The 22028-nt window shown below is 68.4% G+C and carries 25 protein-coding genes; 6 read left to right on the top strand and 19 right to left on the bottom strand.

Annotated elements, in window-relative coordinates:
* From U4012_RS18195 to U4012_RS18210, 4 genes are all read right to left on the bottom strand, one after another.
* A partial coding sequence (locus tag U4012_RS18195) for an aminotransferase class III-fold pyridoxal phosphate-dependent enzyme (protein ID WP_321800533.1) occupies positions 1-297 on the bottom strand: 297 nt, incomplete at its 3' end.
* A 37-nt stretch (positions 298-334) separates the two neighbouring features.
* Complete coding sequence (locus U4012_RS18200) at positions 335-1672, bottom strand: glutamine synthetase family protein (RefSeq protein ID WP_044849097.1); 1338 nt, start codon at positions 1670-1672, stop codon at positions 335-337.
* Between the two features lie 29 nt (positions 1673-1701).
* A complete protein-coding gene (locus U4012_RS18205) occupies positions 1702-2487 on the bottom strand; it encodes a gamma-glutamyl-gamma-aminobutyrate hydrolase family protein (RefSeq protein WP_321800535.1) in 786 nt (261 codons plus the stop codon).
* A 285-nt stretch (positions 2488-2772) separates the two neighbouring features.
* Positions 2773-2955 carry a hypothetical protein gene (locus tag U4012_RS18210; RefSeq protein ID WP_006402789.1) on the bottom strand — a complete coding sequence of 61 codons (183 nt, stop codon included), beginning with the start codon at positions 2953-2955 and terminating at the stop codon, positions 2773-2775.
* A 468-nt stretch (positions 2956-3423) separates the two neighbouring features.
* Here U4012_RS18210 and U4012_RS18215 point away from each other — a divergent pair, with 468 nt between their 5' ends.
* Together U4012_RS18215 and U4012_RS18220 are read left to right on the top strand one after the other, a co-directional pair.
* Positions 3424-3975: a cupin domain-containing protein gene (locus tag U4012_RS18215; RefSeq protein ID WP_044849101.1), complete on the top strand. Its 552-nt coding sequence runs from the start codon at positions 3424-3426 to the stop codon at positions 3973-3975.
* Between the two features lie 89 nt (positions 3976-4064).
* Entirely contained in the window at positions 4065-5555 is a 1491-nt protein-coding gene (locus tag U4012_RS18220) for an aldehyde dehydrogenase (protein ID WP_044849095.1), read from the top strand.
* A 60-nt stretch (positions 5556-5615) separates the two neighbouring features.
* On the opposite strand, the gene U4012_RS18225 is transcribed toward U4012_RS18220, so the two are convergent.
* The gene (locus U4012_RS18225; RefSeq protein ID WP_321800770.1) at positions 5616-5816 is read right to left on the bottom strand and encodes a heavy-metal-associated domain-containing protein; all 201 of its coding nucleotides are present in this window, start codon (positions 5814-5816) and stop codon (positions 5616-5618) included.
* Between the two features lie 333 nt (positions 5817-6149).
* Here U4012_RS18225 and U4012_RS18230 point away from each other — a divergent pair, with 333 nt between their 5' ends.
* A complete protein-coding gene (locus U4012_RS18230; protein WP_321800537.1) occupies positions 6150-6482 on the top strand; it encodes a cupredoxin domain-containing protein in 333 nt (110 codons plus the stop codon).
* 12 nt (positions 6483-6494) lie between these two features.
* Positions 6495-7331, top strand: coding sequence for an FTR1 family iron permease (locus U4012_RS18235; protein WP_321800539.1), 837 nt, complete (start codon positions 6495-6497; stop codon positions 7329-7331).
* Between the two features lie 85 nt (positions 7332-7416).
* Here the strand turns inward: U4012_RS18235 and U4012_RS18240 are convergent, their stop codons facing one another.
* From U4012_RS18240 to U4012_RS18280, 9 genes are all read right to left on the bottom strand, one after another.
* The gene (locus U4012_RS18240; protein WP_040142345.1) at positions 7417-7635 is read right to left on the bottom strand and encodes a hypothetical protein; all 219 of its coding nucleotides are present in this window, start codon (positions 7633-7635) and stop codon (positions 7417-7419) included.
* Entirely contained in the window at positions 7635-8090 is a 456-nt protein-coding gene (locus tag U4012_RS18245) for a hypothetical protein (protein ID WP_044849092.1), read from the bottom strand. The genes U4012_RS18240 and U4012_RS18245 overlap by 1 nt, the downstream gene beginning before the upstream one ends.
* Positions 8091-8175: 85 nt before the next feature.
* Positions 8176-8496, bottom strand: coding sequence for a DNA-binding transcriptional regulator (locus U4012_RS18250; RefSeq protein ID WP_321800544.1), 321 nt, complete (start codon positions 8494-8496; stop codon positions 8176-8178).
* Complete coding sequence (locus tag U4012_RS18255) at positions 8489-8854, bottom strand: type II toxin-antitoxin system RelE/ParE family toxin (protein ID WP_321800546.1); 366 nt, start codon at positions 8852-8854, stop codon at positions 8489-8491. Before U4012_RS18255 ends, U4012_RS18250 begins: the two co-directional genes overlap by 8 nt.
* 107 nt (positions 8855-8961) lie before the next feature.
* Positions 8962-10779 (bottom strand): glutamine--fructose-6-phosphate transaminase (isomerizing), encoded by a 1818-nt coding sequence (gene glmS, locus U4012_RS18260; protein WP_321800548.1) that lies wholly within the window; start codon positions 10777-10779, stop codon positions 8962-8964.
* Between the two features lie 53 nt (positions 10780-10832).
* Positions 10833-12194 (bottom strand): bifunctional UDP-N-acetylglucosamine diphosphorylase/glucosamine-1-phosphate N-acetyltransferase GlmU, encoded by a 1362-nt coding sequence (gene glmU / locus U4012_RS18265; RefSeq protein ID WP_321800550.1) that lies wholly within the window; start codon positions 12192-12194, stop codon positions 10833-10835.
* 135 nt (positions 12195-12329) lie between these two features.
* Positions 12330-13325 carry a tRNA 2-thiocytidine(32) synthetase TtcA gene (gene ttcA / locus U4012_RS18270; RefSeq protein ID WP_321800552.1) on the bottom strand — a complete coding sequence of 332 codons (996 nt, stop codon included), beginning with the start codon at positions 13323-13325 and terminating at the stop codon, positions 12330-12332.
* Entirely contained in the window at positions 13322-13726 is a 405-nt protein-coding gene (locus tag U4012_RS18275) for a dihydroneopterin aldolase (protein ID WP_124486622.1), read from the bottom strand. Before U4012_RS18275 ends, ttcA begins: the two co-directional genes overlap by 4 nt.
* Before the next feature lie 78 nt (positions 13727-13804).
* A complete protein-coding gene (locus U4012_RS18280) occupies positions 13805-14548 on the bottom strand; it encodes an SDR family oxidoreductase (RefSeq protein WP_321800555.1) in 744 nt (247 codons plus the stop codon).
* A gap of 13 nt (positions 14549-14561) precedes the next feature.
* Here U4012_RS18280 and U4012_RS18285 point away from each other — a divergent pair, with 13 nt between their 5' ends.
* Together U4012_RS18285 and U4012_RS18290 are read left to right on the top strand one after the other, a co-directional pair.
* Positions 14562-15752 (top strand): class I SAM-dependent methyltransferase, encoded by a 1191-nt coding sequence (locus U4012_RS18285; RefSeq protein ID WP_321800556.1) that lies wholly within the window; start codon positions 14562-14564, stop codon positions 15750-15752.
* A gap of 12 nt (positions 15753-15764) precedes the next feature.
* The gene (locus U4012_RS18290; RefSeq protein WP_044849083.1) at positions 15765-15959 is read left to right on the top strand and encodes a DUF2905 domain-containing protein; all 195 of its coding nucleotides are present in this window, start codon (positions 15765-15767) and stop codon (positions 15957-15959) included.
* 91 nt (positions 15960-16050) lie between these two features.
* On the opposite strand, the gene U4012_RS18295 is transcribed toward U4012_RS18290, so the two are convergent.
* The 5 genes from U4012_RS18295 to U4012_RS18315 form a co-directional block, all read right to left on the bottom strand.
* The gene (locus U4012_RS18295) at positions 16051-16272 is read right to left on the bottom strand and encodes a hypothetical protein (RefSeq protein WP_044849082.1); all 222 of its coding nucleotides are present in this window, start codon (positions 16270-16272) and stop codon (positions 16051-16053) included.
* Between the two features lie 98 nt (positions 16273-16370).
* Complete coding sequence (locus tag U4012_RS18300) at positions 16371-17279, bottom strand: carbohydrate kinase (RefSeq protein ID WP_321800559.1); 909 nt, start codon at positions 17277-17279, stop codon at positions 16371-16373.
* The gene (locus U4012_RS18305) at positions 17276-18556 is read right to left on the bottom strand and encodes an AGE family epimerase/isomerase (protein WP_321800561.1); all 1281 of its coding nucleotides are present in this window, start codon (positions 18554-18556) and stop codon (positions 17276-17278) included. Before U4012_RS18305 ends, U4012_RS18300 begins: the two co-directional genes overlap by 4 nt.
* Positions 18553-19572 carry a LacI family DNA-binding transcriptional regulator gene (locus U4012_RS18310; RefSeq protein ID WP_044846144.1) on the bottom strand — a complete coding sequence of 340 codons (1020 nt, stop codon included), beginning with the start codon at positions 19570-19572 and terminating at the stop codon, positions 18553-18555. The genes U4012_RS18305 and U4012_RS18310 overlap by 4 nt, the downstream gene beginning before the upstream one ends.
* 346 nt (positions 19573-19918) lie before the next feature.
* Complete coding sequence (locus U4012_RS18315) at positions 19919-21757, bottom strand: phosphodiesterase (protein WP_321800564.1); 1839 nt, start codon at positions 21755-21757, stop codon at positions 19919-19921.
* Positions 21758-22028 lie beyond the last annotated feature (271 nt).

Consider the following 22028-nt stretch of genomic DNA (forward strand, 5'->3'; position numbering starts at 1 on the left):
CAGTTGGCGATATGCGGCATCGGCAAGTTCCTTGCGGCCGTAGCCGACGTTCACGCACCAGAGGCCGGCCATCCCGTCGATGACCTTGTTGCCGTCCGAGTCCCACAGATAGACGCCGTCGGCCTTCACGATCACGCGGCTGCCCGCGCGATTGAGCGCACCCATGTCCGAGAAGGGATGGATGTGGTGCGCGGCGTCGAGCGCGCGGTATTCGGCGGTCGAGCGTGCCTGCGTCGTGCGCGGTGCGGTGGCCGGCGCGGCCGGCTGGATCCAGGCAGATTCGTTGCGGTACGTCATGTTTCCTCCGTGATTCCGTATTCGGTCGTGTGCACGCTCAGACGTGCAGCAGCAGATGGCGGCGTTCCCACGAACTGATCACGCGGAAGAACGCTTCGTATTCGGTTTCCTTCAGCGCGAAATACGCCTTCAGGAACTTGTGGCCGAGAATCTCGCCGAGCGGCTCGCACGCGGCCATCAGCGTGAGCCCTTCCTCGAGGTTGCGCGGCAGCTGGTACGGCAGCTCGTAGCCGTCGCTGACGAGTGGTTCGGTCGGCTCGAGACGCTGCGTCATGCCGAGATAGCCGGCCGCGAGCGTCGCCGCGAGCGCGAGGTACGGGTTGCAGTCGACGCCCGGAATCCGGTTCTCGATGCGGCGCGCGGCCGGGCCCGAGTGCGGGATGCGGAAGCCGACCGTGCGGTTGTCGTAGCCCCACTGCACGTTGATCGGCGCGGCCATGAAGCGCGACAGCCGGCGATACGAGTTGATGTACGGCGCGAAGATCGGCATCAGGGCGGGCGTGTACTTCTGCAGCCCCGCGAGGTAGTTGTAGAACAGCGAGGTCGCGCCGCCCGTTTCCGGCGACGTGAACAGGTTGCGGCCCGTTTCCTCGTCGACGATGCTCTGGTGCACGTGCATCGCCGAGCCCGGCTCGTTTTCCATCGGCTTGGCCATGAAGGTCGAGTACATGTTGTGGCGCAACGCGGCCTCGCGCACCGTGCGCTTGAACAGGAACACCTGGTCGGCCAGCGACAGCGCGTCGCCGTGCATGAAGTTGATCTCCATCTGCGCGGCGCCGACTTCGTGGATCAGCGTGTCGATGTCGAGGTTCTGCGCTTCGCAGTACTCGTAGATGTCCTCGAACAGCGGGTCGAACTCGTTGACCGCCTCGATCGAATACGACTGGCGGCCCGTCTCGGGGCGGCCCGTGCGGCCGACCGGCGGACGCAGCGGCAGGTCCGGGTCCTTGTTCATGTCGACCAGGTAGAACTCGAGCTCCGGTGCGACGACCGGCTTCCAGCCCTTCGCCTTGTAGAGATCGAGCACGCGGCGCAGCACGTAGCGCGGCGAGATCTCGACCGGCGAGCCGTCGAAGTGCACGCAGTCGTGGATCACCTGCGCGGTCGGATCGACGGCCCACGGGATCAGGCGAATGGTCGACGTGTCGGGCACGCACACCATGTCGGGATCGGTCACGCCGGTCAGCGAGCCGTCTTCCGGATAGTCGCCGGTGACGGTCTGCACCATCACGGCCTGCGGCAGCCGCATCGATTCGCCGGACGTGAACTTGTTGCGCGGCGTGATCTTGCCGCGCGCGATGCCGGCCATGTCGGGAATGATCGCTTCGATCTCGGTGATCCGGTGCTGCTTCAGAAAGTCTTCGATGTCTTGCATGTCTGTTCTCGTTATGTGGGTCGGCGCGCTCAGGCGAGCGCGGCGGCGGCCGTGGCACGTGTGCGGGCGTCGCGGCGCGCGCGGCAGGCGTCGCCGAAGGCGCGAAAGATCGCGCTCGACAGCGGGTCATGCGCATGCCGCCATTCCGGGTGCCACTGCACGGCGAGGGCGAAGGCCGGGGCATCGACGACGCTGACGGCCTCGACCAGGCCGTCCGGCGCGACGGCTTCGACGGCGAGGCCGGAACCGAGCTGCGCGATGCCCTGCTTGTGCAGCGAGTTCACGTGCACGTCGTCGCGGCCGCCGGCGAGCGTGTGCAGCACGCCGCCGGGCGTCAGGCGCACGGCGTGCGCGGGGCCGTATTGCGTGTCCATCGGCGCGTCGTCGTCCTCGCGGTGATCGGCGAGGCCCGGCACGTCGTGCACGCGCTGATGCAGCGTGCCGCCGCAAACGACGTTCAGCTCCTGGAAGCCGCGGCACACGGCCAGCACGGGCACGCCCGCGACGATCGCCGCGCGCAGCAGCGGCAGCGTCGTCGCGTCGCGTGCGGGATCGTGCTTCGTGCCGGGCGCGCTCGGTTCGCCGCCATACAGGTGCGGCTCGACGTTCGAATAGCTGCCGGTAAACAACAGGCCGTCGACCGTGGCGAGCACGTCGTCGACCGACTGGCGATCGCCGAGCGCGGGCAGCACCATCGCGAGCGCGTGTGCGCCGTCGACGATCGCAGCGACGTACTTGTCGCCGACCGTGTGCGACGCATGTGCGCCGATCTGCGTGAAGTCGGCGGTGATGCCGACGAGGGGTTTCCTTTCCATGACGTCAATCAGTTGTCCGTAGGGCCGAGGCGTGCACGACGCGGGAAAACCGCAAAATGCAGGCGCGACACGACCCCGCAGCCTCGCGAAACGCGCAAGGCCGCTGGTGAATGGGCGCAACGGGTTCGCATGGCGATCCGCGCTGCGCGCGACGGTCAGGCCATCGTTCGTTTCGTTGTGCCGTGCGACGCGGCAATGAATGCGCGAACGCGTTCCGTCACCGCGCAGACGACGCGGCTGACGAACAGGCAGTTGAAACGAACGACGAGAAAAGGAGGAGAGGCGCTATGGCAGCAGCGACGCGACTTCGTCGGTATCGACGGCCACGAACGCGCGTGCGGAAACGGCGTTGTGACGGCGAACGGAACGACGGGACAGGATGGTGTAGATCGACAGATGCAGCAGGCGAGGACTATGCCAGCCGCAACTGCCATCGGAAGCGGGAGCAGCGCTGCGCAAACTTCGCACATCGCCTCGATCCCACCTCACCAGAGGGCCACGGACTCTCACGATTACACTCGACTGGTTTGTTGAAAGTATTGAACACCTGATCGTTTCGGCGCGCGAGGCGTTTAAAATAATCAAGGTGCCCGGCCGGCGTCATTTACATTGATGGGCATCAATTTTTACGTCGCAATAACGTTTTTCGGTGCCGATGAATGGCCAATGACGCTGACCTGAGAGCCAGCATATACGAGCCAAAAACGGCGTCAAATGTTTTTTGACGGTCTCGTGTCAGGGCTTTCCCGAGGCACTGCGAACAAAATATTCGTAAATGGAATGACGCGCGAGGTGTTCATTATTTCGAACGCCTTTCAGGGTTTTCCCCGCTGATGTGCGGCATAAAGTGATTAGAATATTCAACGGCTGCTCAATGCTGTCCAACGCGTCGTTTCACTTTTTCACCGCACTTCTATCGTGTCCGAAACCGAATCGATGTCCACCGAAGTCGCCGAGCGCCTGCGTTTCGTGCGCAACAAGCATGGCCTGTCGCAGCGCGAACTCGCGAAGCGGGCCGGCGTGACCAACGGCACGATCTCGCTGATCGAACAGGGGCGCGTGAGCCCGTCGGTCGGCTCGCTGAAGAAACTGCTCGAATGCATCCCGATGAGTCTCGCGGAGTTCTTCACGTTCGAGTTGGTCGAATCGCGCTCGGTCGTGTCGCGACGTGACGAGATGCCGAACCTCGGCAACGACGCGCTCGCGTTTCACCTCGTCGGCGCGGGCGTGAAGGACCGCAACATGTGCATCATGCGCGAGGTCTACCAGCCGCTCGCCGATACGGGGCCCGAGATGCTCGTGCACGCGGGGCACGAGGGTGGCGTGGTCGTGTCGGGCCGGCTCGAGCTCACCGTCGACGGCGCGACCTGGCTGCTCGACCCCGGAGACGGCTACTACTTCGAAAGCCGTTTGCCGCACCGTTTTCGCAATCCCAGCGCGGAACAGCTCTGCGAGGTCGTGTCGGCCAATTCGCCGGCCACCTTCTGACCGCGCATCACCGCATTCGCCACCGCCGGCAGCGTTGCCGTTGCACGGCGCGCCGCAGCGCGAATGCCACAACCGTTGAGGCATCCTGAATGAACAAGTTGACTTTGGCTGACTGGCAGGACAAGGCGGCGTCGCTCGAGATCGAGGGGCGCGCATTCATCGACGGCGCGTCGCGCGACGCGCACGGCGGCAAGACGTTCGACTGCGTGAGCCCGATCGACGGCCGCGTGCTCGCGAAGGTGGCCGATTGCGGCGAGGCCGACGTGAACGCCGCCGTCGCGGCCGCCCGCCGCGCGTTCGACGCCGGCGTGTGGGCCGGACTGAACCCGCGCGCGCGCAAGGCCGTGCTGCTGCGCTGGGCCGCACTGATGCGCGAGCATCTCGACGAGCTTTCGCTGCTCGAGACGCTCGACGCCGGCAAGCCGATCGGCGACACGACGACGGTCGACGTGCCGGGCGCCGCGTATTGCGTCGAGTGGTTCGCCGAAGCGATCGACAAGGTCGGCGGCGAAGTCGCGCCGGCCGACCATCATCTCGTCGGTCTCGTCACGCGCGAGCCGGTCGGCGTGGTCGCGGCCGTCGTGCCGTGGAACTTCCCGATCCTGATGGCTGCATGGAAGTTCGGCCCGGCGCTCGCGGCCGGCAACAGCGTCGTGCTGAAACCGTCGGAGAAATCGCCGCTGACCGCGATCCGCGTCGCGCAGCTCGCGTACGAGGCCGGCATCCCGGCCGGCGTGTTCAACGTCGTGCCGGGCGCGGGCGAACCGGGCAAGCTGCTCGCGCTGCATCGCGACGTCGACTGCATCGCGTTCACCGGCTCCACGGCAGTCGGCAAGCTGATCATGCAGTACGCCGCGCAGTCGAACCTGAAGCGCGCATGGCTCGAACTCGGCGGCAAGTCGCCGAACATCGTGCTGCCCGATTGCCCGGATCTCGACCGCGCCGCGCAGGCCGCGGCCGGCGCGATCTTCTACAACATGGGCGAGATGTGCACGGCCGGCTCGCGCCTGCTCGTGCATCGCGACATCAAGGACGCGTTCATCGAGAAGCTGGTCGCGGCCGCGCGTGCGTACGTGCCGGGCAACCCGCTCGATCCGTCGGTATCGATGGGCGCGATCGTCGACGGCATCCAGCTCGAGCGCGTGCTCGGCTACATCGACGCCGGGCGCAAGGAAGGCACGCTCGTCACGGGCGGTGCGCGCGTGAAGGCGGAGACGGGCGGCTTCTACGTCGAGCCGACGGTGTTCGAGGTGAAGCCCGATGCGAAGATCGCGCGCGAGGAGATCTTCGGTCCCGTGCTGTCGGTGATCGTGTTCGACGATGTCGACGAGGCGGTGCGGATCGCGAACGATACCGAGTACGGGCTGGCGGCGGCGGTGTGGACGTCGGACCTGACGACCGCGCACGACGTGTCGCGCCGGCTGCGGGCGGGCACCGTGTGGGTGAACTGCTACGACGAAGGCGGCGACATGAACTTCCCGTTCGGCGGCTACAAGCAGTCGGGCAACGGCCGCGACAAGTCGCTGCATGCGCTCGAGAAGTACACCGAACTGAAGTCGACGCTGATCCGGCTGCGCTGACGCGGCCGGTGTGCGGGCGCGGTGCCGACGGGCGCCGCGCCCGTGCTGCGCATGCGCGCGTCAAGCCGTGCGCAGCGCCGGGTGAAAGCCCGCGGCTTCGATGATCGACTGCACGCGTTCGGCGCCTTGCGCCGATTCGACCTTGACCGTCTTCGCGGCCACGTCGATGTCGAGCTTCGCAGCGGGGTCGACTGCCGTCACGGCACGCGTGATGGCGTTGGCGCAGCCGCCGCAGGTCATGTCCTGGACTTCGAATTCCATCGTGTTCTCCTGGGTTGGGTGGCGATTCACAAACGTCGCCAGCATGAAGCTTGCCATGGTGGGAAGGTCAAGCGATTCGTCGCGTTCGGCATCGTGGAAGCTGTTTGTAAAGCTGAAGTCAGACGAATCGTGATGCGCCGATGTACGTCAGTCGGAATTTTTCCCGATTGACGGTCGCGCATTGTCGGCGAAATCTGGCGGAGCCTTGCACGACAAGGTGCGTGTCGCGTCGACGACGCCCGATGCCCATGCCGTCAGTAAGGGTACTTCGAGAGGGAAATGCGAATCGATCTTACTATCGGTTCCCCCTCGATATTTCATTTCGTTACCCATATGAATCGCTTCGCTTTCGGTTTCGCACTGGCCCTGCTGGGCGCATCGTCATCGTCCGCCTTCGCTGCCGACGACGTCGTCAACCTGACCCTGAAGGACCACAAGTTCTCGCCCGACGGCGTGACGATTCCGGCCGGCAAGAAGGTGAAGTTCGTCGTGAAGAATCTCGACGCGACGCCTGCGGAATTCGAAAGCGACGATTTCAAGGCAGAGAAGGTCGTGCCGGCCGGCAAGTCGGTCGAGATCCTCGTCGGGCCGCTGAAGGCCGGCACCTACGAGTTCCACGACGAGTATCACGAAGCGCAGTCGAAGACGCACCTGACCGTCAAGTAAGCGGATATCGCCATGCTGTCTACTGCCCTGATCGTCTTTCGTGAAGTGCTCGAGGCCGCGCTGGTGGTCTCGATCGTGATGGCCGCCACGAAGGGCGTGCCGCGGCGCGGCTGGTGGGTCGGCGGCGGGCTCGTCGGCGGCGTGATCGGCGCCGGCCTGATCGCCGCGTTCGCCGACGTGATCTCGCAGTGGGCATCCGGCATGGGGCAGGAAGTCTTCAACGCGGGCGTGATGTTCGTCGCGACGCTGATGCTCGCGTGGCATTGCATCTGGATGAGCCGCCACGGCCGCGAGATGGCGCTGCACATGGGCGAGGTCGGGCGGGCCGTCGCGGCCGGCAGCCGGCCGCTCACGGGGCTCGCGATCGTGGTCGGCGTCGCGGTATTGCGCGAAGGCTCCGAGGCCGTGCTGTTCCTGTACGGCATAGCAGCGGGCGATCCGGGACAGACGCCGCAGATGATCGTCGGCGGGCTGCTCGGCGTGCTGGGCGGCGCCGGGCTCGGCTATGCGATGTATGCGGGCCTGCTGCAGATTCCGCTCAAGCGTCTGTTTTCCGTCACCAATGCGCTGATCGTGCTGCTCGCGGCGGGGATGGCGAGCCAGTGCGTCGGCTTCCTGCTTGCCGCGGGCCTCGTGCCGTCGTGGGGCGACGCGGTCTGGGATACCTCGTGGCTGCTCAAGGAAACGAGCATCGTCGGCAAGGCGCTGCATACGTTGATCGGCTATACCGCGCGTCCGGCGGGGATCCAGATCGCCGCGTACGTGGCCACGCTGGTTGCGATCGTCGTGCTTGCGCGGCTCGTCGGCCGGCCCCGGACGGTCGTGCCGCCGCCGCGGCCCGTCGCCTGAGCGGGCTGGGCCGAATGCAAAAAGGGGCGTCGTGGACGCCCCTTGTTACTTGCGTTGACGGTTCGCGCGCCGCCGCGCGGGCCCTTCAGCGATGGCTGTCGATCCACGCGCGGGCCCATTCGAGCCCCGCTTCGCGCGCTTCGTCCTCGGTATCGAACACGCCGAGCACGCCCGACGCTTCGACGAGCCGGTTGTTCTGCGTGATCGTGCCGCTCGCCGCGAAGCGCTCGGGCTGCAGGATTTCGTCCTGCTGCAGGATCGAATGGCCCCAGATCTGGTAGCCGTGATAGGTCTGCGCTTCCATTATCGCGTCACCTCCGCGGAACGGCGGCTCGCGCCGACGCGCAGCACGTTGCCGTCCGGCGTGTATTGCCGCGGGATATCGGAGTAGCCGAGTGCGTGCGGCGTGTCGGGCACGGTCGGCTGCATCACGGTGAGCCGGCCCGGCGCGGGCTGCGCGACGGGGCGCGGCGCGGCGGGCGCATCGACCGTCGCGGCGGTCGGTCGATGCGGCGCGGTTTTCACGGCTTGTGCGACGCGGCGCTTGTGCGGCTTGACGGCGACCTTCGGCTGCACGCTCGCGTGCTTTTCCGCGGTCTTGTTGCCGGCATGCGCGTCGGCGGCCGCGCGCGGGGTCGGCGTACGTGCCGCCGGCACGCGCGCCTCGGGCGGGTTCCAGACTTCGACGTAGTGCTCGGTCGCCCAGCCCGTCGACGCGAAGCTCAGCGCCAGCAATCCGCATCCAAACAGTCTTACCATGGTCTCTCCGTCATCTTGCTTGCGGCTTGCGTCGTGTTGCGGTGCCCGGGGCGGCGGCCGCTCATCGGCGTTCGGGGAACGCGGTTCAGGAAAATACCTCGAGCCCGTGCTTCTCGACGATCTGCAGCATGCGCGCGGCGATGCCGCTCGGCCGCTTGTCGCCCTGTTCCCATTGGCGGATCGTCGACGTCGTCGTGTTCAGGTAGAGCGCGAACACGCTCTGGCTGACGTTGACCGACTTGCGGATGCGGGCAATTTCTTCCGGATCGAACTTCGGCGCCGCTTCGATGCATAGTGCGTCGTATTCGCGCATCGTCTTCTTGTCGATCAGCCGTGCGCGATAGAGGCCCGACGCGGCGCTGTGGACCGCCTCCGTCGCGTCGCTCTTGAATCGGCTCTTAGCCATTGCAAATCTCCACCCACTCGTTCAGTGCGACCAGTGTCGCGATGTCGACGTCGGTGCGCCGACCGACGTCCGCAGCGAGCTTTTTGAAGGCGCGCAGTTCGCGAGCATCGATGTCGTCACGGTCGCGCTTCGCGAACAGGAACACGAACACCCACGTATGCCCGAGCTTGCCCAGCACGATGCCGCGCTGCCGATTTTCGTCCAGGCGCTTTTTCCAGACGTTGCCGCCGAGATCGACGCCCTGGCCCCGCGCCAGCTCGCGCACCGCGCGGCACAGTTCGCCATCGGCGATTCCCGCTTTTCCTGCTGCCTTGTGAAACCACTTCGTCTTGAATACGCGTCGTACGGAAGCAGACATGTCGAGCCAGTCGAGTTAGCACAGGATTATATACCACTACGTGGTACATATTTCGACCTGGCCGAATGGCCTGCTTCCCGCCGATACGCAGCCCGGACGGGCCGGCGTTACTCCACCGTCACCGACTTCGCGAGGTTGCGCGGCTTGTCGACGTCGGTGCCGCGCGCGCACGCGGTGTGATACGCGAGCAGCTGCAGCGGCACGACGTGCAGGATCGGCGACAGCTGGCCGTAGTGTTCCGGCATCCGGATCACGTGCAGGCCGTCGTCATTGACGATCTGCGTGTCGGCATCCGCGAACACGTACAGCTCGCCGCCGCGCGCGCGCACTTCCTGCATGTTCGACTTCAGCTTCTCGAGCAGCGTGTCGTTCGGCGCGACCGTGACGACCGGCATCGCTTCCGTGACGAGCGCGAGCGGGCCGTGCTTCAGTTCGCCGGCCGGATAGGCCTCCGCGTGGATGTACGAGATTTCCTTCAGCTTCAGCGCGCCTTCGAGCGCGATCGGGTAGTGCAGCCCGCGGCCGAGGAACAGCGCGTTTTCCTTGCGCGCGAATTCCTCCGACCACGCGATGATCTGCGGCTCGAGCGCGAGCACGCTGTTCAGCGCGGCCGGCAGGTGGCGCAGCTCCTTCAGGAATTGCGCTTCCTGCGCGGCGTCGACGTGCCCGCGCAGCTTGCCGAGCGTCGCGGCCAGCACGAACAGCGCGACGAGCTGGGTCGTGAACGCCTTGGTCGACGCGACGCCGATCTCGGTGCCCGCGTGCGTCAGGAACTGCATCTCGGTGAGGCGCACCATCGCGCTCGTCGCGACGTTGCACACGGCGAGCGTGTGCGTGTGGCCGAGCGACTGCGCGTGCTTGAGCGCGGCGAGCGTGTCGGCCGTCTCGCCCGACTGCGAGATCACCAGCACCAGCTGGCGCGGGTTCGGCACCGACTCGCGGTAGCGGTATTCGCTCGCGATCTCGACCTGGGTCGGAATCTTCGCGATCGATTCGAGCCAGTACTTCGCGGTGAGGCCCGAGTAGTAGCTCGTGCCGCACGCGAGGATCAGCAGGCTGTCGATGTCCGCGAACGCGGCGGGGGCCGCGTCGCCGAACAGCGTTGCGTCGAACGCTTCGGTTTGCGGCACCGTGTCGCTGATCGCGCGCGGCTGCTCGAAGATTTCCTTCTGCATGAAGTGGCGATACGGGCCCAGCTCGACCGCGCCGCCGTATGCGCTGACCACGCGGATCTCGCGCTGCGCGAGCGCGCCGTGGCGGTCGACGATCTTCACGCCGTCTAGCGACAGCTCGCACACGTCGCCTTCCTCGAGGAACGTGAAATGGTCGGTGCTGCCGGCCAGCGCCAGTGCGTCGGAGGCGAGAAAGTTCTCGCCGTCGCCGTGGCCGACGACGAGCGGCGAACCCTGGCGCGCGCCGACGACGATGTGCGGCTGGTCCTTGTGGGTCACCGCGATCGCATACGCGCCATGCAGCTGCTGCACGGCTTCGCGCACGGCCTCGAACAGGTCGCCGCGATACAGGCTGTGCACGAGGTGCGCGATCACTTCGGTGTCGGTCTGCGACACGAATTCGTAGCCCTTCGCGCGCAGCGCGTCGCGCAGCGTCTCGAAGTTCTCGATGATGCCGTTGTGCACCAGCGCGAGCGCGTTCGACGAGAAGATCGGGTGTGCGTTGTGCGTGACGGGCGCGCCGTGCGTCGCCCAGCGCGTGTGCGCGACGCCGGTCGTGCCTGCGAGGTGCGATTCCTGCACCTGCGCGTCGAGATCGGCGACGCGCGCGACGCTGCGTGCGCGCTTCGGCGCGTCCGGCTCGAGCACGGCGACGCCGCACGAGTCGTAGCCACGGTATTCGAGGCGCCGCAATCCTTCGATCAGCACCGGAACGATATTACGCTGCGCAACTGCGCCGACAATGCCGCACATGAAAATCTACCCTCTCAATGTGGATACGGGCGCCGCGCGGCGCCCGCATGATGTTAATTTTTCTTCTTGACCGGTCGGACGTAGCCGCTTTTCGCGGTCTGCGTCTTCTCGTTCAATGCGAGGACGCCCTCGGCGACGTCCTTCCAGATCGTCGTGCCGGCCGCGATCGTCACGCCGCGGCCGACCCGCACCGGCGCGACGAGCTGCGTGTCCGAGCCGACGAACACGTCGTCCTCGATCACGGTGCGGAACTTGTTCGCGCCGTCGTAGTTGCAGGTGATCGTGCCGGCGCCGATGTTCACGCGCGCGCCGATGTCGGCGTCGCCGATGTAGGTCAGGTGGTTCGCCTTCGAACCGTGGCCGATCACCGCGTTCTTCACCTCGACGAAGTTGCCGACGTGCGCTTCGTCCGCGAGCTGCGCGCCCGGGCGCAGCCGCGCGTACGGGCCGATCACGGTGTGCGCGCCGAGTTCGGCGCCGTCGATGTGCGTGAACGCGTCGATGCGCGTGCCCGTGCCGATCGACGCGTTGCGGATCACGCAGTTCGCGCCGATCGTCACGTTGTCGGCGAGCGTCACGTTGCCTTCGAACACGCAGTTCACGTCGATCGACACGTCGCGGCCGCACCGGAGCGTGCCGCGCACGTCGAGGCGCGCCGGATCGGCGAGCGTGACGCCGTCGACGAGCAGCGCATCGGCGACGTTGCGCTGATGGATGCGCTCGAGTTCCGCGAGCTGCGCCTTGCTGTTCACGCCGAGCGTTTCCCAGTCCTCGTCGGGCTGCGCCGTGACGATCTCGAAGCCGGCCTCGATCGCGAGTTCGACGACGTCGGTTAGGTAGTACTCGCCCTGCGCGTTCTCGTTCTTCAGCGCGCCGAGCCACATCGACAGCTGGGCCGTCGGCGTGACGATGATGCCGGTGTTGATCTCGGCGATCTTCAGTTGCTCGGGCGACGCATCCTTCTGCTCGACGATGCGCGTGACGAAGCCGGACGCGTCGCGCACGATGCGGCCGTAGCCGGTCGGATCGTCGAGCGTGACCGTCAGAATCCCGTAGCGGCCCTCGCGCGCGGCGTCGACCAGACGCCGCAGCGTCGACGCGCGGGTGAGCGGCACGTCGCCGTACAGCACCAGCGTCGGTTGCGCGGGATCGAGCAGCGGCAGCGCCTGGCGCACCGCGTGGCCGGTGCCGAGCTGCTCGGCCTGTACCGCGAACTGGACGTCGGGCGCGGCGACGGCGGCCTGGACCTGCTCGGCGCCATGACCGACGACGACGACGAGCCGCGACGGCTGCAGCGTGCGCGCGGTGGCGATGACGTGGGAGAGGAGCGGCCTGCCGGCCAGGGGATGGAGCACTTTCGGCAGCGCGGAACGCATGCGCTTGCCGGTGCCTGCCGCCAAAATCACGATATTCATGGCGCCAGCTTGTCAGAGGAGTTCGAAGCCGTCCATTTTAGCATGCGGCCCCTGGCGTTCCGGGCCTGTCGCGACGGGGCGACAGTGCCGGAACGGGGGCTTGCGCCCCCGCGCCGGCGTATGTTCGGACCCTGCTTACAGGTCGTCGAACTGGACGATCGAGATCGGTTTCGCGGCACCCGGCACGGCGGTGTCTTCTCCGGACGCGCACGGCTCCTCGTCGAACGCGATGTCGCCCTGCGGATCGGCTTCTCCGGTCGCGCGCAGCGATGCGAACGGGAACTGGGTCGTATCCATCAGGTGCGACGGCACGACGTTCGCGAGCGCGCTGAACATGTTGTCGACGCGGCCCGGGAAGCGCTTGTCCCATTCGCGGATCAGCGCCTTCATTTCCGCGCGCTTCAGGTTCGGCTGGCTGCCGCACAGGTTGCACGGGATGATCGGGAATTCGCGCAGCTCCGCGTATTTCTCGAGATCGGTTTCCTTCACGTACGCGAGCGGGCGGATCACGACGTTCCGGCCGTCGTCCGACTGCAGCTTCGGCGGCATCCCCTTCAGCTTGCCGCCGTAGAACATGTTGAGCAGCAAGGTTTGCAGGATGTCGTCACGGTGGTGGCCGAGCGCGATCTTGGTCGCGCCGAGCTCGCCCGCCACGCGGTACAGGATCCCGCGGCGCAGCCGCGAGCACAGCGAGCAGGTCGTCTTGCCTTCGGGCACGAGCCGCTTGACGATGCTGTAGGTGTCCTGGTTCTCGATGTGGAACGGCACGCCGACCTGCGTCAGGTACTCGGGCAGCACGTGCTCGGGGAAGCCCGGCTGCTTCTGGTCGAGGTTGACCGCGACGATGTCGAAGTCGATCGGCGCGCGTTCGCGCAGGCGCAGCAGCACGTCGAGCATCGCGTAGCTGTCCTTGCCGCCCGACAGGCACACCATCACCTTGTCGCCCTGCTCGATCATGTTGTAGTCGCCGATCGCCTGGCCGACCTGGCGCACGATCCGCTTGAACAGCTTGTTGTTCTCGTACGCTTCCTTCTGCTCGCGGCGCGTCAGCGCGCGGCGGCCGGTGTCGGCGGCGGTGGCTTCGATGGCGGCGCCATCGGCCGCCGTGTCATTCATGTGGGGGGCGTTCATGCGCGCTCCTCGTCCTTGATGCGAAAGACTTCGACGCCGACGGCGTCGCAGTCCGGATAGGCGTCCGGTTTCTCGGTACAGACGCGTACCGCGCGCACGCTGTCGTGCGCCAGCAGGTTCGCGGCGATCGCGTCGCACAGCGTTTCCTGCAGGTGGATGTGGCCGCGCGCCAGGCACTGCGCGACGCTCTGCTTCATCAGGTCGTAGTCGACGACTTCATGCAGCCGGTCGTCGACGGGGGTGGACAGCGCGAGCGGCACGAACAGGTCGATGTTGATGACGACGCGCTGCTCGCCGCGCTTCTCGTGTTCGAAGGCCCCGATGTTGATATGCACCTCGTAGTCGCGCAGGTAGAGCCTGCGGCAGTCCGCGAGGCGGGGGTGCAGGAGAGCGGAAAACATGGTCGTCCCAGTCAAATTGGCGTGCACGCACGCAAAGCGGCGCGGGCGGCGGCGTTCAGGCCGCGCGCTCCGCGCAGTTCAGTCATTCGGGCCGGCGGCGGGCGGCACCAGGTGCTCGCCGCCGTCGACGGTCAGCGTCGCGCCCGTGACGCCGGGCGCGCTCGCGAGATAGCAGGCCGCCGCCGCGATGTCGTTCGCGTGCGGCGCGTGGCCGCGCACGAGCGCCGCGACGCGCACCTTCGGCGCGAGCGCCAGCGCGAGCGCCGAGGTCGCGCGGTTCAGCGCGGCCTGCATCAGCGCGTGCGACAGCTGCGCCGGCGCCGGGTGAAACAGGGCCTGATCCAGCACGTGGATCGCGCAGGCGCGCAGCGATTCGTCGTCGCGCGCGGCATCGGGCGTCGCGTCGGCGAGCGCGCGGGCCAGCGCGAGCGGCGCCGTCACGTTGCGCGCGAGCGCGCCGGCGAGCGACGCGCCGTCCACGGTATGCGCGTCGTCGGTGCCGGCGCAAGCGCTCACGAACACCGCACAGGCGGGCCGGCCGAGCGCCGCGCCGCATGCGGCGACGAGCGCGGCCGCATCGGCTTCCAGGGCCAGATCGGCGTCGAGCACGGCCGCGCGGCGGCCCAGTGCGGCGACTTCGGCGACCAGCGCGTCGCCAGCCGCGCGCGGCGCGCCGGGGCTGCGCTGCAGCGCGACGTCCCAGCCGCGCCGCGCGAATCCGGTCGCGAGCGCACGGCCGAGCGAGGCGGCGTCGGCCGCGCTGCCCAGCGCGCCCGCGACGAGCGCGATGCGCGGGGGCGACGTATCGGCTGAAACGGTCATTTACAATGCCGGGATGAACCCGAAAGCTCACGAACCCGCTAGTTTACCTGCTCCCGGCCCTGACGCGCTCGCGCAGTCCGAAACCCTCGCCGCGCAACTGCGCGACGAGATCGCGGCGGCCGGCGGCTGGCTGCCGTTCGACCGCTTCATGGAGCGCGCGCTGTACGCGCCCGGCCTCGGCTATTACAGCGGCGGCGCGCGCAAGTTCGGGCGCCGCGCCGACGACGGTAGCGACTTCGTCACGGCCCCCGAGCTGTCGCCGCTGTTCGCGCAGACGCTCGCGAATCCCGTCGCCGACGCGCTCGCGGCGAGCGGCACGCGCCGCGTGATGGAATTCGGCGCGGGCACCGGCAAGCTCGCGGCCGGGCTGCTCGCGGCGCTCGATGCGCTCGGCGTCGAGCTCGACGAATACCTGATCGTCGACCTGTCCGGCGAACTGCGCGAACGGCAGCGCGACACGATCGCGGCGGCTGCGCCGGCGCTTGCGGGGACAGTACGCTGGCTCGACGCGCTGCCCGAGCGCTTCGACGGCGTCGTGGTCGGCAACGAGGTGCTCGACGCGATGCCGGTGCGCCTGTTCGCGAAGGCGGGCGGCGCGTGGCGCGAGCGCGGCGTCGCGCTCGACGCGCGGCACGCGTTCGTGTTCGACGACCGGCCCGTGGGCGCGGCCGGCCTGCCGCCGGTGCTCGCGACGCTCGACGTCGACGACGGCTACGTGACCGAAACACATGAAGCCGCGCTGGCGTTCACGCGCACCGTGTGCACGATGCTCGGGCGCGGCGCGGTGCTGCTGGTCGACTACGGCTTCCCCGCGCACGAGTACTACCACCCGCAGCGCGACCGCGGCACGCTGATGTGCCACTACCGCCACCACGCGCACGACGACGCATTCCTTTACCCGGGCCTGCAGGACATCACCGCGCACGTCGAATTCACCGGCATCTACGACGCGGGCGTCGCGACCGGCGCGGACCTGCTCGGCTACACGTCGCAGGCGCGTTTTCTGTTGAACGCGGGCATCACCGACGCGCTCGCCGCGATCGATCCGTCCGACATCCACCAGTTCCTGCCGGCCGCGAACGCGGTGCAGAAGCTGATCTCGGAAGCCGAGATGGGCGAGCTGTTCAAGGTGATCGCGTTCTCGCGCGGCATCGACGGCACGCTCGACGCGTTCGCGCGCGGCGACCGCTCGCACGCGCTCTGAAGGGAGCACGGGATGCTGCGCTGGCTGATGGCGTCGTTCGTCGCGGTGATGATCCTGACGCGCTGCTGGCCGTGGCTCGGCAAGTTCGGCATCGGGCGGATGCCGGGCGACGTCACGCTGACGCTCGGCGGGAGGCGTTATCCGTTCCCGTTCATGTCGACGCTGGTGCTGACGATGCTGGTGTCGGTGGTGGCGCGGCTGCTCTGAGTCGCGCCGGATGCGGCGGCGCGTCGCGGTCCGGCCGCGGCGCGCGCGTGAAGGTTCGGCGCGCGACGGATCGCGCATGACGATTCGCGCGTCAAAGCTCGATTTCGCCGAGGATCCGGTGCGCGAGCGCCTTCGCCTCGTCGAACGCCTCTTCCTCGCTCGGACTCGTCGTGTGGACGTCGTAGCGCACGTTCTCCGTCTCGTCGCCGTCGTCCCGGGCGAGGATCACGTAGCCCTGGAACTGTCCGTTGGCGGCGTGCTGCGTATGCGCCTTGGCCGTGTAGATGCCCTTCGTGAACGTGTTCGTGTCCATCGTGCCTCTCCCGCAATAGGACACTTCATCGTAGCACTGCGGCGCAGCATGTACAGCGCCGCATATCGGCGACCGATCAGCGCGCCGTCATCATCCCGTCACCCTTCGAGCAGCGCGACGACCTCGTCGAGCGTCGGCGCGTGCGCGCCCGTGTGCCGGCATGCGGCGGCGCCCGCCGCGAGCGCGAACGCGAGATGCTCGCGCCACGACCGCTGCGGGGCGGCCATCAGGCTGAACAGCATGCCGCCGATCGACGCGTCGCCGGCGCCGACGGTGTCGACCACCTCGACGCGCGGCGGGCTGGCCTCGAGCACGTCGCCGTCCGCGTACAGCGTCGCCGCCTGCGCGCCGCGCGTGACGAGCACGGCCGCGCGCGGATTCAGCGCGCGCACCGCCGCGACCGCGTCGGGGCCGTCGCCGCCGAACAGATGGCGCAGGTCCTCGTCGGAGACCTTGATCAGGTCGGCGAGCGCGGCCATCTTCTCCAGCGTCGGCCGGTACGCGGCCGTCATCAGGTTGCGGTAGTTCGGATCGAAGCTGATCTTCACGCCGCGCGCGTGCAGGTCGGCCGCGAGTGCGACGAGCGTGCCCGCGAGCGGCTCGCGCACCAGGCTGATGCAGCCGAAGTGCGCCCATTTCACGTGGCCGGCCCAGCCGGCCGGCAGCCGCGCCGGGTCGAACGCGAGGTCCGCGCTCGCTTCGCCGATGAAGAAGTACGCGGGCGGCCGCGTCTCGTGGACGATCGCCAGCAGCGGCGCACGCGGGACCCGCTGCAGGAAGCGCAGGTCGAGCCCGGCGGCCTCGCTGGTGCGCCACAGCACGTCGGAGAAGCAGTCCTCGCCGATCGCGCCCGCGAGCGCGCTCGGCAGGCCGAGCCGCGCGACCGCGCGCGCGACGTTCCAGCCGGCGCCGCCCGGCACCGAGGTCCACTGCGCGTCGCCTGCGCGCACCATGTCGGTCAGGATGTCGCCCGCCGACACGAAGGCCGGAAAGGTGCCGCCGCTCATTGCGTCGGCTCGCTGCGCGCCGCGCGCGCGAGGGTCGCGAGCACGTCGTAGCACGCGCCCATCGTGTGATAGTCGGTCTTGCCGGCCGGGCTTTTCTCGTCGCTGTACTTGCGGTTGTCGCAGGTGAGGATCCGGTACCACGCGCCGTAGCGGTGATCGACGAAATGCGCCCAGCTGTAGCGCCAGATCTCGTCGTACCAATCCCAGAAACGCTCGCTGCCGGTGCGCGCGCCGAGCATCGCGGCCGCCGCGAAGGTCTCCGCCTGCACCCAGAAATACTTGTTGTGGTCGCAGATCGTGAAGTCGGGCCCGAAGCCGTAGCAGAGGCCGCCGTGATCGGCGTCCCACGCGTGCGTGAGCGCCGCGTCGAACAGCTCGGCCGCGCGCGGCACGAGCCAGTCGAGCGGGCGGTGCCGCTCCAGGATCAGCAGCAGCTTCGCCCATTCGGTCTGGTGCCCGGGCTGGAAGCCCCACGGACGGAAGATGTTCGAGCTGTCTTCCTTGTTGTAGTCCCAGTCGACCGACCAGTCCGCGTGGTAGTGCTCCCACACGAGGCCGCCCGACAGCGCGGCCTGGCGCTGCGTGATGTGGGTCGCGAGCTTTTCCGCGCGGTCGAGATAGGTGAGGTGGCCGGTCGCCTCGTATGCCGCGAGCAACGCTTCCGTCATGTGCATGTTCGCGTTCTGGCCGCGGTACGACGACACGATCCAGTTCGGCGTCGCGTCGTCCGCGTAGAGGCCGGCGGCCGCATCCCAGAAGCGGTGTTCGGCGAGCTCGTAGGTCGACGCGATCAGCGCGCGCGCTTCGTCGATGCCGGCCATCGTCGCGTGCGCGGCGGCCAGCAGCACGAACGCGAGCCCGTAGCAATGGCGCGTGCCGTCGAGCGTCGCGTGCTTCGTGCCGTCGCGCCAGTCGAGCTCCCAGTCGTAGCCTTGCAGCGCCTCGTCCCAGTGCGCGTCGCGCAGGAAGCGCAGCCCGTGGCGCGCGTAGTCGAGATGGCGCGGATCGCCGAAATGCCGGTACGCCATCGCGTAGTTGAAGACGAACCGGCAGCTGCTGACCAGATGCCGCGACGTGCGGTTGTAGACGCTGCCGTCGTCGCGGAAATAGTGGTGGAAGCCGCCCGTCGGGTCGAACGCGTTCGTCGCGTAGAACCGCAGCGTGTCCTCGATGTGCGACAGCAGGAACGACGGATCGCGGAAGCTCGCGACGAACGGTGCCGCTTGCGCGTGGTTGGCCGGCGTGGCCGTGCGGGATTGGGCCGGGGGCATGTTCATGATTCGGTGACCGTGGCGGTATCGAGCGCCGGTGAGCCGGCGGGCTGGCTGCTGGCCCGTACGATCAGCTCGACGGGCAGGGAGATCTCGGTGCGCTCGGGGGCTTCCGCGAGCAGCAGTTCGACGCCGCGGCGGCCGAGCGCTTCCTTGTCGACGGCGAGCGTCGTAAGCGGCGGGTTCGCGTGCGCGGCGGCCGGGATGTCGTCGAAGCCGACGATCGCGATGTCTTCCGGAATCCGCACGCCGCGCGCGAGGCACACGCGCTGCGCGGCCAGCGCGGCGGCGTCGTTGTACGCGAACACGGCGTCCGGGCGCGGGCCCGGCGCGTCGAGCAGCTGCTGCATCGCCCGCGCGGCGCCGGTGTCGGGGTCGAGCCCGGCGTCGATCGTCACTTCGTACGCGGGATCGAACAGCCGCCCGGCCTCGAAGAACGCGCGCCGGTAGCCGATCGCGCGCTGCGCGATGCTGTAGTGCGCGGCCGAGCCGCCGATGAACGCGATCCGCGAGCGGCCGATCGCGAGCAGGTGACGCATCGCGAGCGCCGCGCCCGTCGCGTTGTCGATGTTCACCGAGCGCAGGCCGGGCGCCCACAGGTCGATCAGCACGAGCGGCCGGCCGGTCGCGGCGAGCGCCTCGATCGTCTCGGGCTCGATGAAGCCGGCCACCGCGATCGCGTCGGGCGCGTGCGGGCGCATCTGGCGCAGCACGTCGTCGTTCGGGCCGACCGTGAGCAGCGTCGGCACAATGCCGCGCTCGCGGCACGCGTCCTCGACGCCGTGCAGCACGTGCGAGAAGAACGGGCTGGCGGGAAAGCGGTTGTGCTGGCGGTGCAGCAGGAAGGTGAGCCGGCGGATGCGCGGCCGCAACTGGGCCGGGTCGTAGCCGAGCCGCTGCGCGATCTCGACGATGCGCGCTCGCGTGGCTTCGGACAGGCCCGGCTGGTTTTTCAGCGCGCGGGAGACGGTGCCGATCGAGACCTCTGCCGCCCGCGCTACGTCGCGAATGGTGGTGCCCATCGTTCGGGATCCGGTTTGTTTAGGGTGACGGCGATTGTATAGTAAACGCGGCGCCTAATTCGGGCCGGATAACCGGGGAATACCCGGAAATAGCGGGTTTTTGCGAGCTAATCTGCGAAAACGCCGTTACTAAAAATACTAAACAAAACGCGGAAAAGGCAAGGTGATCACGCGGAATGTGGCGGTGCCGGCAGGTGGAGCGTCGGGCACGTTCCGCTGCCCGGCGTGAACGGGGCGGGCGGGGCGATCGGCCGGCGCTTGCCGGGGCGCGGCCCGGCCGGCGCGGCACCGGCAACGTCGCTCGGGCGGGTTGGCGACCTGCCTGCGACCGGCAACCGCCCGCCACTCAGCCTGCCGCCGCGTGCGGCGGCTCGCCGCGATCGCGCAGCGCCGCGCGGCCCGCGTCCAGATCGACGACCGCGAGCCCGCCCGGCTGCTGTTTCGCGCGCCGCTTCGCGAGCGCCGCGACCGATGCGATCTCGTCGCTGCCGTAGCGTATCGCGCCGTTCGCGCCGGCCGGCACGCCGACCACACCGATCGCCATCGTCACGAAGCCGAAGAACGCGGGGTTGCCGTAGCGGTCCTCGCCGCGCAGCCCGCCCGCCAGCCGGTCGGCCTGCGTATAGAAGCGCTGCGCGCCGTCGTTGAAGCGCGCGATCGCGTCGGCCGCGCGCGCGCGCCAGTCGTCGCGCTGGAACAGCACGAGGAAATCGTCGCCGCCGACGTGTCCGAGAAAGTCGCGTTGCGGATCGCACACGCCGGCCAGCACCGTCGCCGCGAACTTCAGCACTTCGTCGCCTTGCCAGTAGCCGTACTGGTCGTTGAACGGCTTGAACTGGTTCAGGTCGACGTAGCACGCGTGGAAGCCGGCGTCGCGCGCCAGCAGGCGCTCGATATGCGCGCTGATCGGGATGTTGCCGGGCAGGAACGTCAGCGGATTCGCGTAGCGCGCGGCCTCGATGCGCATTTCGGTCACCGCGCGCACGAGGCTTTCGCCGGTGCCGAGCCCGACGTAGCGGCCGTGTTCGGTGATCACGAAGCCGTCCGCGAGGTAGCGCTGGTCGTGGCTCGCGAGCAGCATCGCGAGCTGCTCGACCGACGTCGCGTTGTCGATCATCAGCGGCGCGTCGTTCGCGAACTGCAGGCACGGCTTCTTCCCGAACACCTCGCGGTGGTACGGCAGCGCGAAGCGGTCGATGAAGCCGCGCCGGTTCACGAGCGCGACCGGCCGGTCGCGTTCGACGAGTGCGACCGCGTGCAGCGCGGGCATCCGGTTGAACAGGTCGAGCACGTCGTTGCTGGTCGCGTCGCGCGGCAGCGCCGGCGCGGCGACCAGCATCTTCGCCGCGATCGTGCCGGCCGGCCGCACGGCGCGGGTCGCACCGGGAAACACCGCGATGTGCGGGGCGCGGATCGCGTCGCGCGCGGCCGGCGCGACGACCGGCGAGGGTTGCGCGTCCGGCCGCCCGAGCAGGAAGCCCTGCACGCAGCCGATGCCCATGTCGCGCACGACGAGCAGGTCGCACTCGTTCTCGATCCCTTCCGCGATCAGTTGCGCGCCGCTTGCCTGTGCGAAGTGCTGCATCGCCCTGACCGCCTCGAACTTGAGCGGATCGCGCGCGATGTCGTGGATGAAGAAGCGGTCGATCTTCACGACATCCGGGTGCAGGCGCAGCCACAGGTTCATGCTCGCGCTCGCGGTGCCGTAGTCGTCGAGCGCGAACTGGATGCCGGCGTCGCGCAGCGAGGCGACCGCCGGCCCGATGCGTGCGACGTCCGGCAGCGCGGTCTGCTCGGTCAGCTCGATCACGATGCGCTCGGCGCCGATCCGCGCACGCACGAGCAGTTGCCGCGCGTGCTCGCGTTCGCGCGCGAGTTGCAGGATCGTGCCCGCGCTGAAGTTGAGGAACAGCTTGCCGTCGCAGCCGAGCGCCGCGAATGCGTCGAGGCAGGTGCGCGCGGCCGCCTGTTCGAGCGCGACGGTCGTGCCGTCGCGGGCGGCCTGCGCGAACAGTGCGGCCGGCGGCTCGAGGTCGGTGCCGCGCGGGCCGCGGATCAGGCCTTCGTAACCGACGACCGTGCCCGACCCGAGATCGACGATCGGCTGGAACACGGCCGCGAGCAAGCGTTCCGCGATCAGGCGTGTGGTGGGGGCGGCGGGCGAGTCGGGATGGGGCGCGGGCATGGACGAAGGCGGCCGAGACGACGGGACGCCCGACTTTAACGGCAGTGCGCGCGGAGAATTGAATGAAGATTTCGTGACGCGATGCGCGTCGATGGTGCATGCGTCGCGGCGGGCTGCGCGGCGGGGAGGCGGGAAGTGGGAAGCGGGAAGCGGGAAGCGGGAAGCGGGAAGCGGAAGGCGGAAGGCGGAAGGCGGAAGGCGGAAGGCGGAAGGCGGAAGGCGGAAGGCGGAAGGCGGAAGGCGGAAGGCGGAAGGCGGAAGGCGGAAGGCG

Origin of the sequence: Burkholderia sp. BCC1988, assembly GCF_905339895.1 — a bacterium.
Taxonomy (GTDB): Bacteria; Pseudomonadota; Gammaproteobacteria; order Burkholderiales; family Burkholderiaceae; genus Burkholderia.

Coding starts and splice junctions, on each gene's coding strand:
- U4012_RS18285 (WP_321800556.1), top strand. CDS start 14,562: ATGAACCCGAAAGCTCACGAACCCGCTAGTTTACCTGCTCCCGGCCCT.
- U4012_RS18235 (WP_321800539.1), top strand. CDS start 6,495: ATGCTGTCTACTGCCCTGATCGTCTTTCGTGAAGTGCTCGAGGCCGCG.
- U4012_RS18200 (WP_044849097.1), bottom strand. CDS start 1,672: ATGCAAGACATCGAAGACTTTCTGAAGCAGCACCGGATCACCGAGATC.
- U4012_RS18215 (WP_044849101.1), top strand. CDS start 3,424: ATGTCCACCGAAGTCGCCGAGCGCCTGCGTTTCGTGCGCAACAAGCAT.
- U4012_RS18295 (WP_044849082.1), bottom strand. CDS start 16,272: ATGGACACGAACACGTTCACGAAGGGCATCTACACGGCCAAGGCGCAT.
- U4012_RS18315 (WP_321800564.1), bottom strand. CDS start 21,757: ATGCCCGCGCCCCATCCCGACTCGCCCGCCGCCCCCACCACACGCCTG.
- U4012_RS18275 (WP_124486622.1), bottom strand. CDS start 13,726: ATGTTTTCCGCTCTCCTGCACCCCCGCCTCGCGGACTGCCGCAGGCTC.
- glmS (WP_321800548.1), bottom strand. CDS start 10,779: ATGTGCGGCATTGTCGGCGCAGTTGCGCAGCGTAATATCGTTCCGGTG.
- U4012_RS18290 (WP_044849083.1), top strand. CDS start 15,765: ATGCTGCGCTGGCTGATGGCGTCGTTCGTCGCGGTGATGATCCTGACG.
- glmU (WP_321800550.1), bottom strand. CDS start 12,194: ATGAATATCGTGATTTTGGCGGCAGGCACCGGCAAGCGCATGCGTTCC.
- U4012_RS18220 (WP_044849095.1), top strand. CDS start 4,065: ATGAACAAGTTGACTTTGGCTGACTGGCAGGACAAGGCGGCGTCGCTC.
- ttcA (WP_321800552.1), bottom strand. CDS start 13,325: ATGAACGCCCCCCACATGAATGACACGGCGGCCGATGGCGCCGCCATC.
- U4012_RS18250 (WP_321800544.1), bottom strand. CDS start 8,496: ATGGCTAAGAGCCGATTCAAGAGCGACGCGACGGAGGCGGTCCACAGC.
- U4012_RS18305 (WP_321800561.1), bottom strand. CDS start 18,556: ATGAACATGCCCCCGGCCCAATCCCGCACGGCCACGCCGGCCAACCAC.
- U4012_RS18205 (WP_321800535.1), bottom strand. CDS start 2,487: ATGGAAAGGAAACCCCTCGTCGGCATCACCGCCGACTTCACGCAGATC.
- U4012_RS18280 (WP_321800555.1), bottom strand. CDS start 14,548: ATGACCGTTTCAGCCGATACGTCGCCCCCGCGCATCGCGCTCGTCGCG.
- U4012_RS18310 (WP_044846144.1), bottom strand. CDS start 19,572: ATGGGCACCACCATTCGCGACGTAGCGCGGGCGGCAGAGGTCTCGATC.
- U4012_RS18300 (WP_321800559.1), bottom strand. CDS start 17,279: ATGAGCGGCGGCACCTTTCCGGCCTTCGTGTCGGCGGGCGACATCCTG.
- U4012_RS18245 (WP_044849092.1), bottom strand. CDS start 8,090: ATGGTAAGACTGTTTGGATGCGGATTGCTGGCGCTGAGCTTCGCGTCG.
- U4012_RS18240 (WP_040142345.1), bottom strand. CDS start 7,635: ATGGAAGCGCAGACCTATCACGGCTACCAGATCTGGGGCCATTCGATC.
- U4012_RS18225 (WP_321800770.1), bottom strand. CDS start 5,816: ATGGAATTCGAAGTCCAGGACATGACCTGCGGCGGCTGCGCCAACGCC.
- U4012_RS18255 (WP_321800546.1), bottom strand. CDS start 8,854: ATGTCTGCTTCCGTACGACGCGTATTCAAGACGAAGTGGTTTCACAAG.
- U4012_RS18230 (WP_321800537.1), top strand. CDS start 6,150: ATGAATCGCTTCGCTTTCGGTTTCGCACTGGCCCTGCTGGGCGCATCG.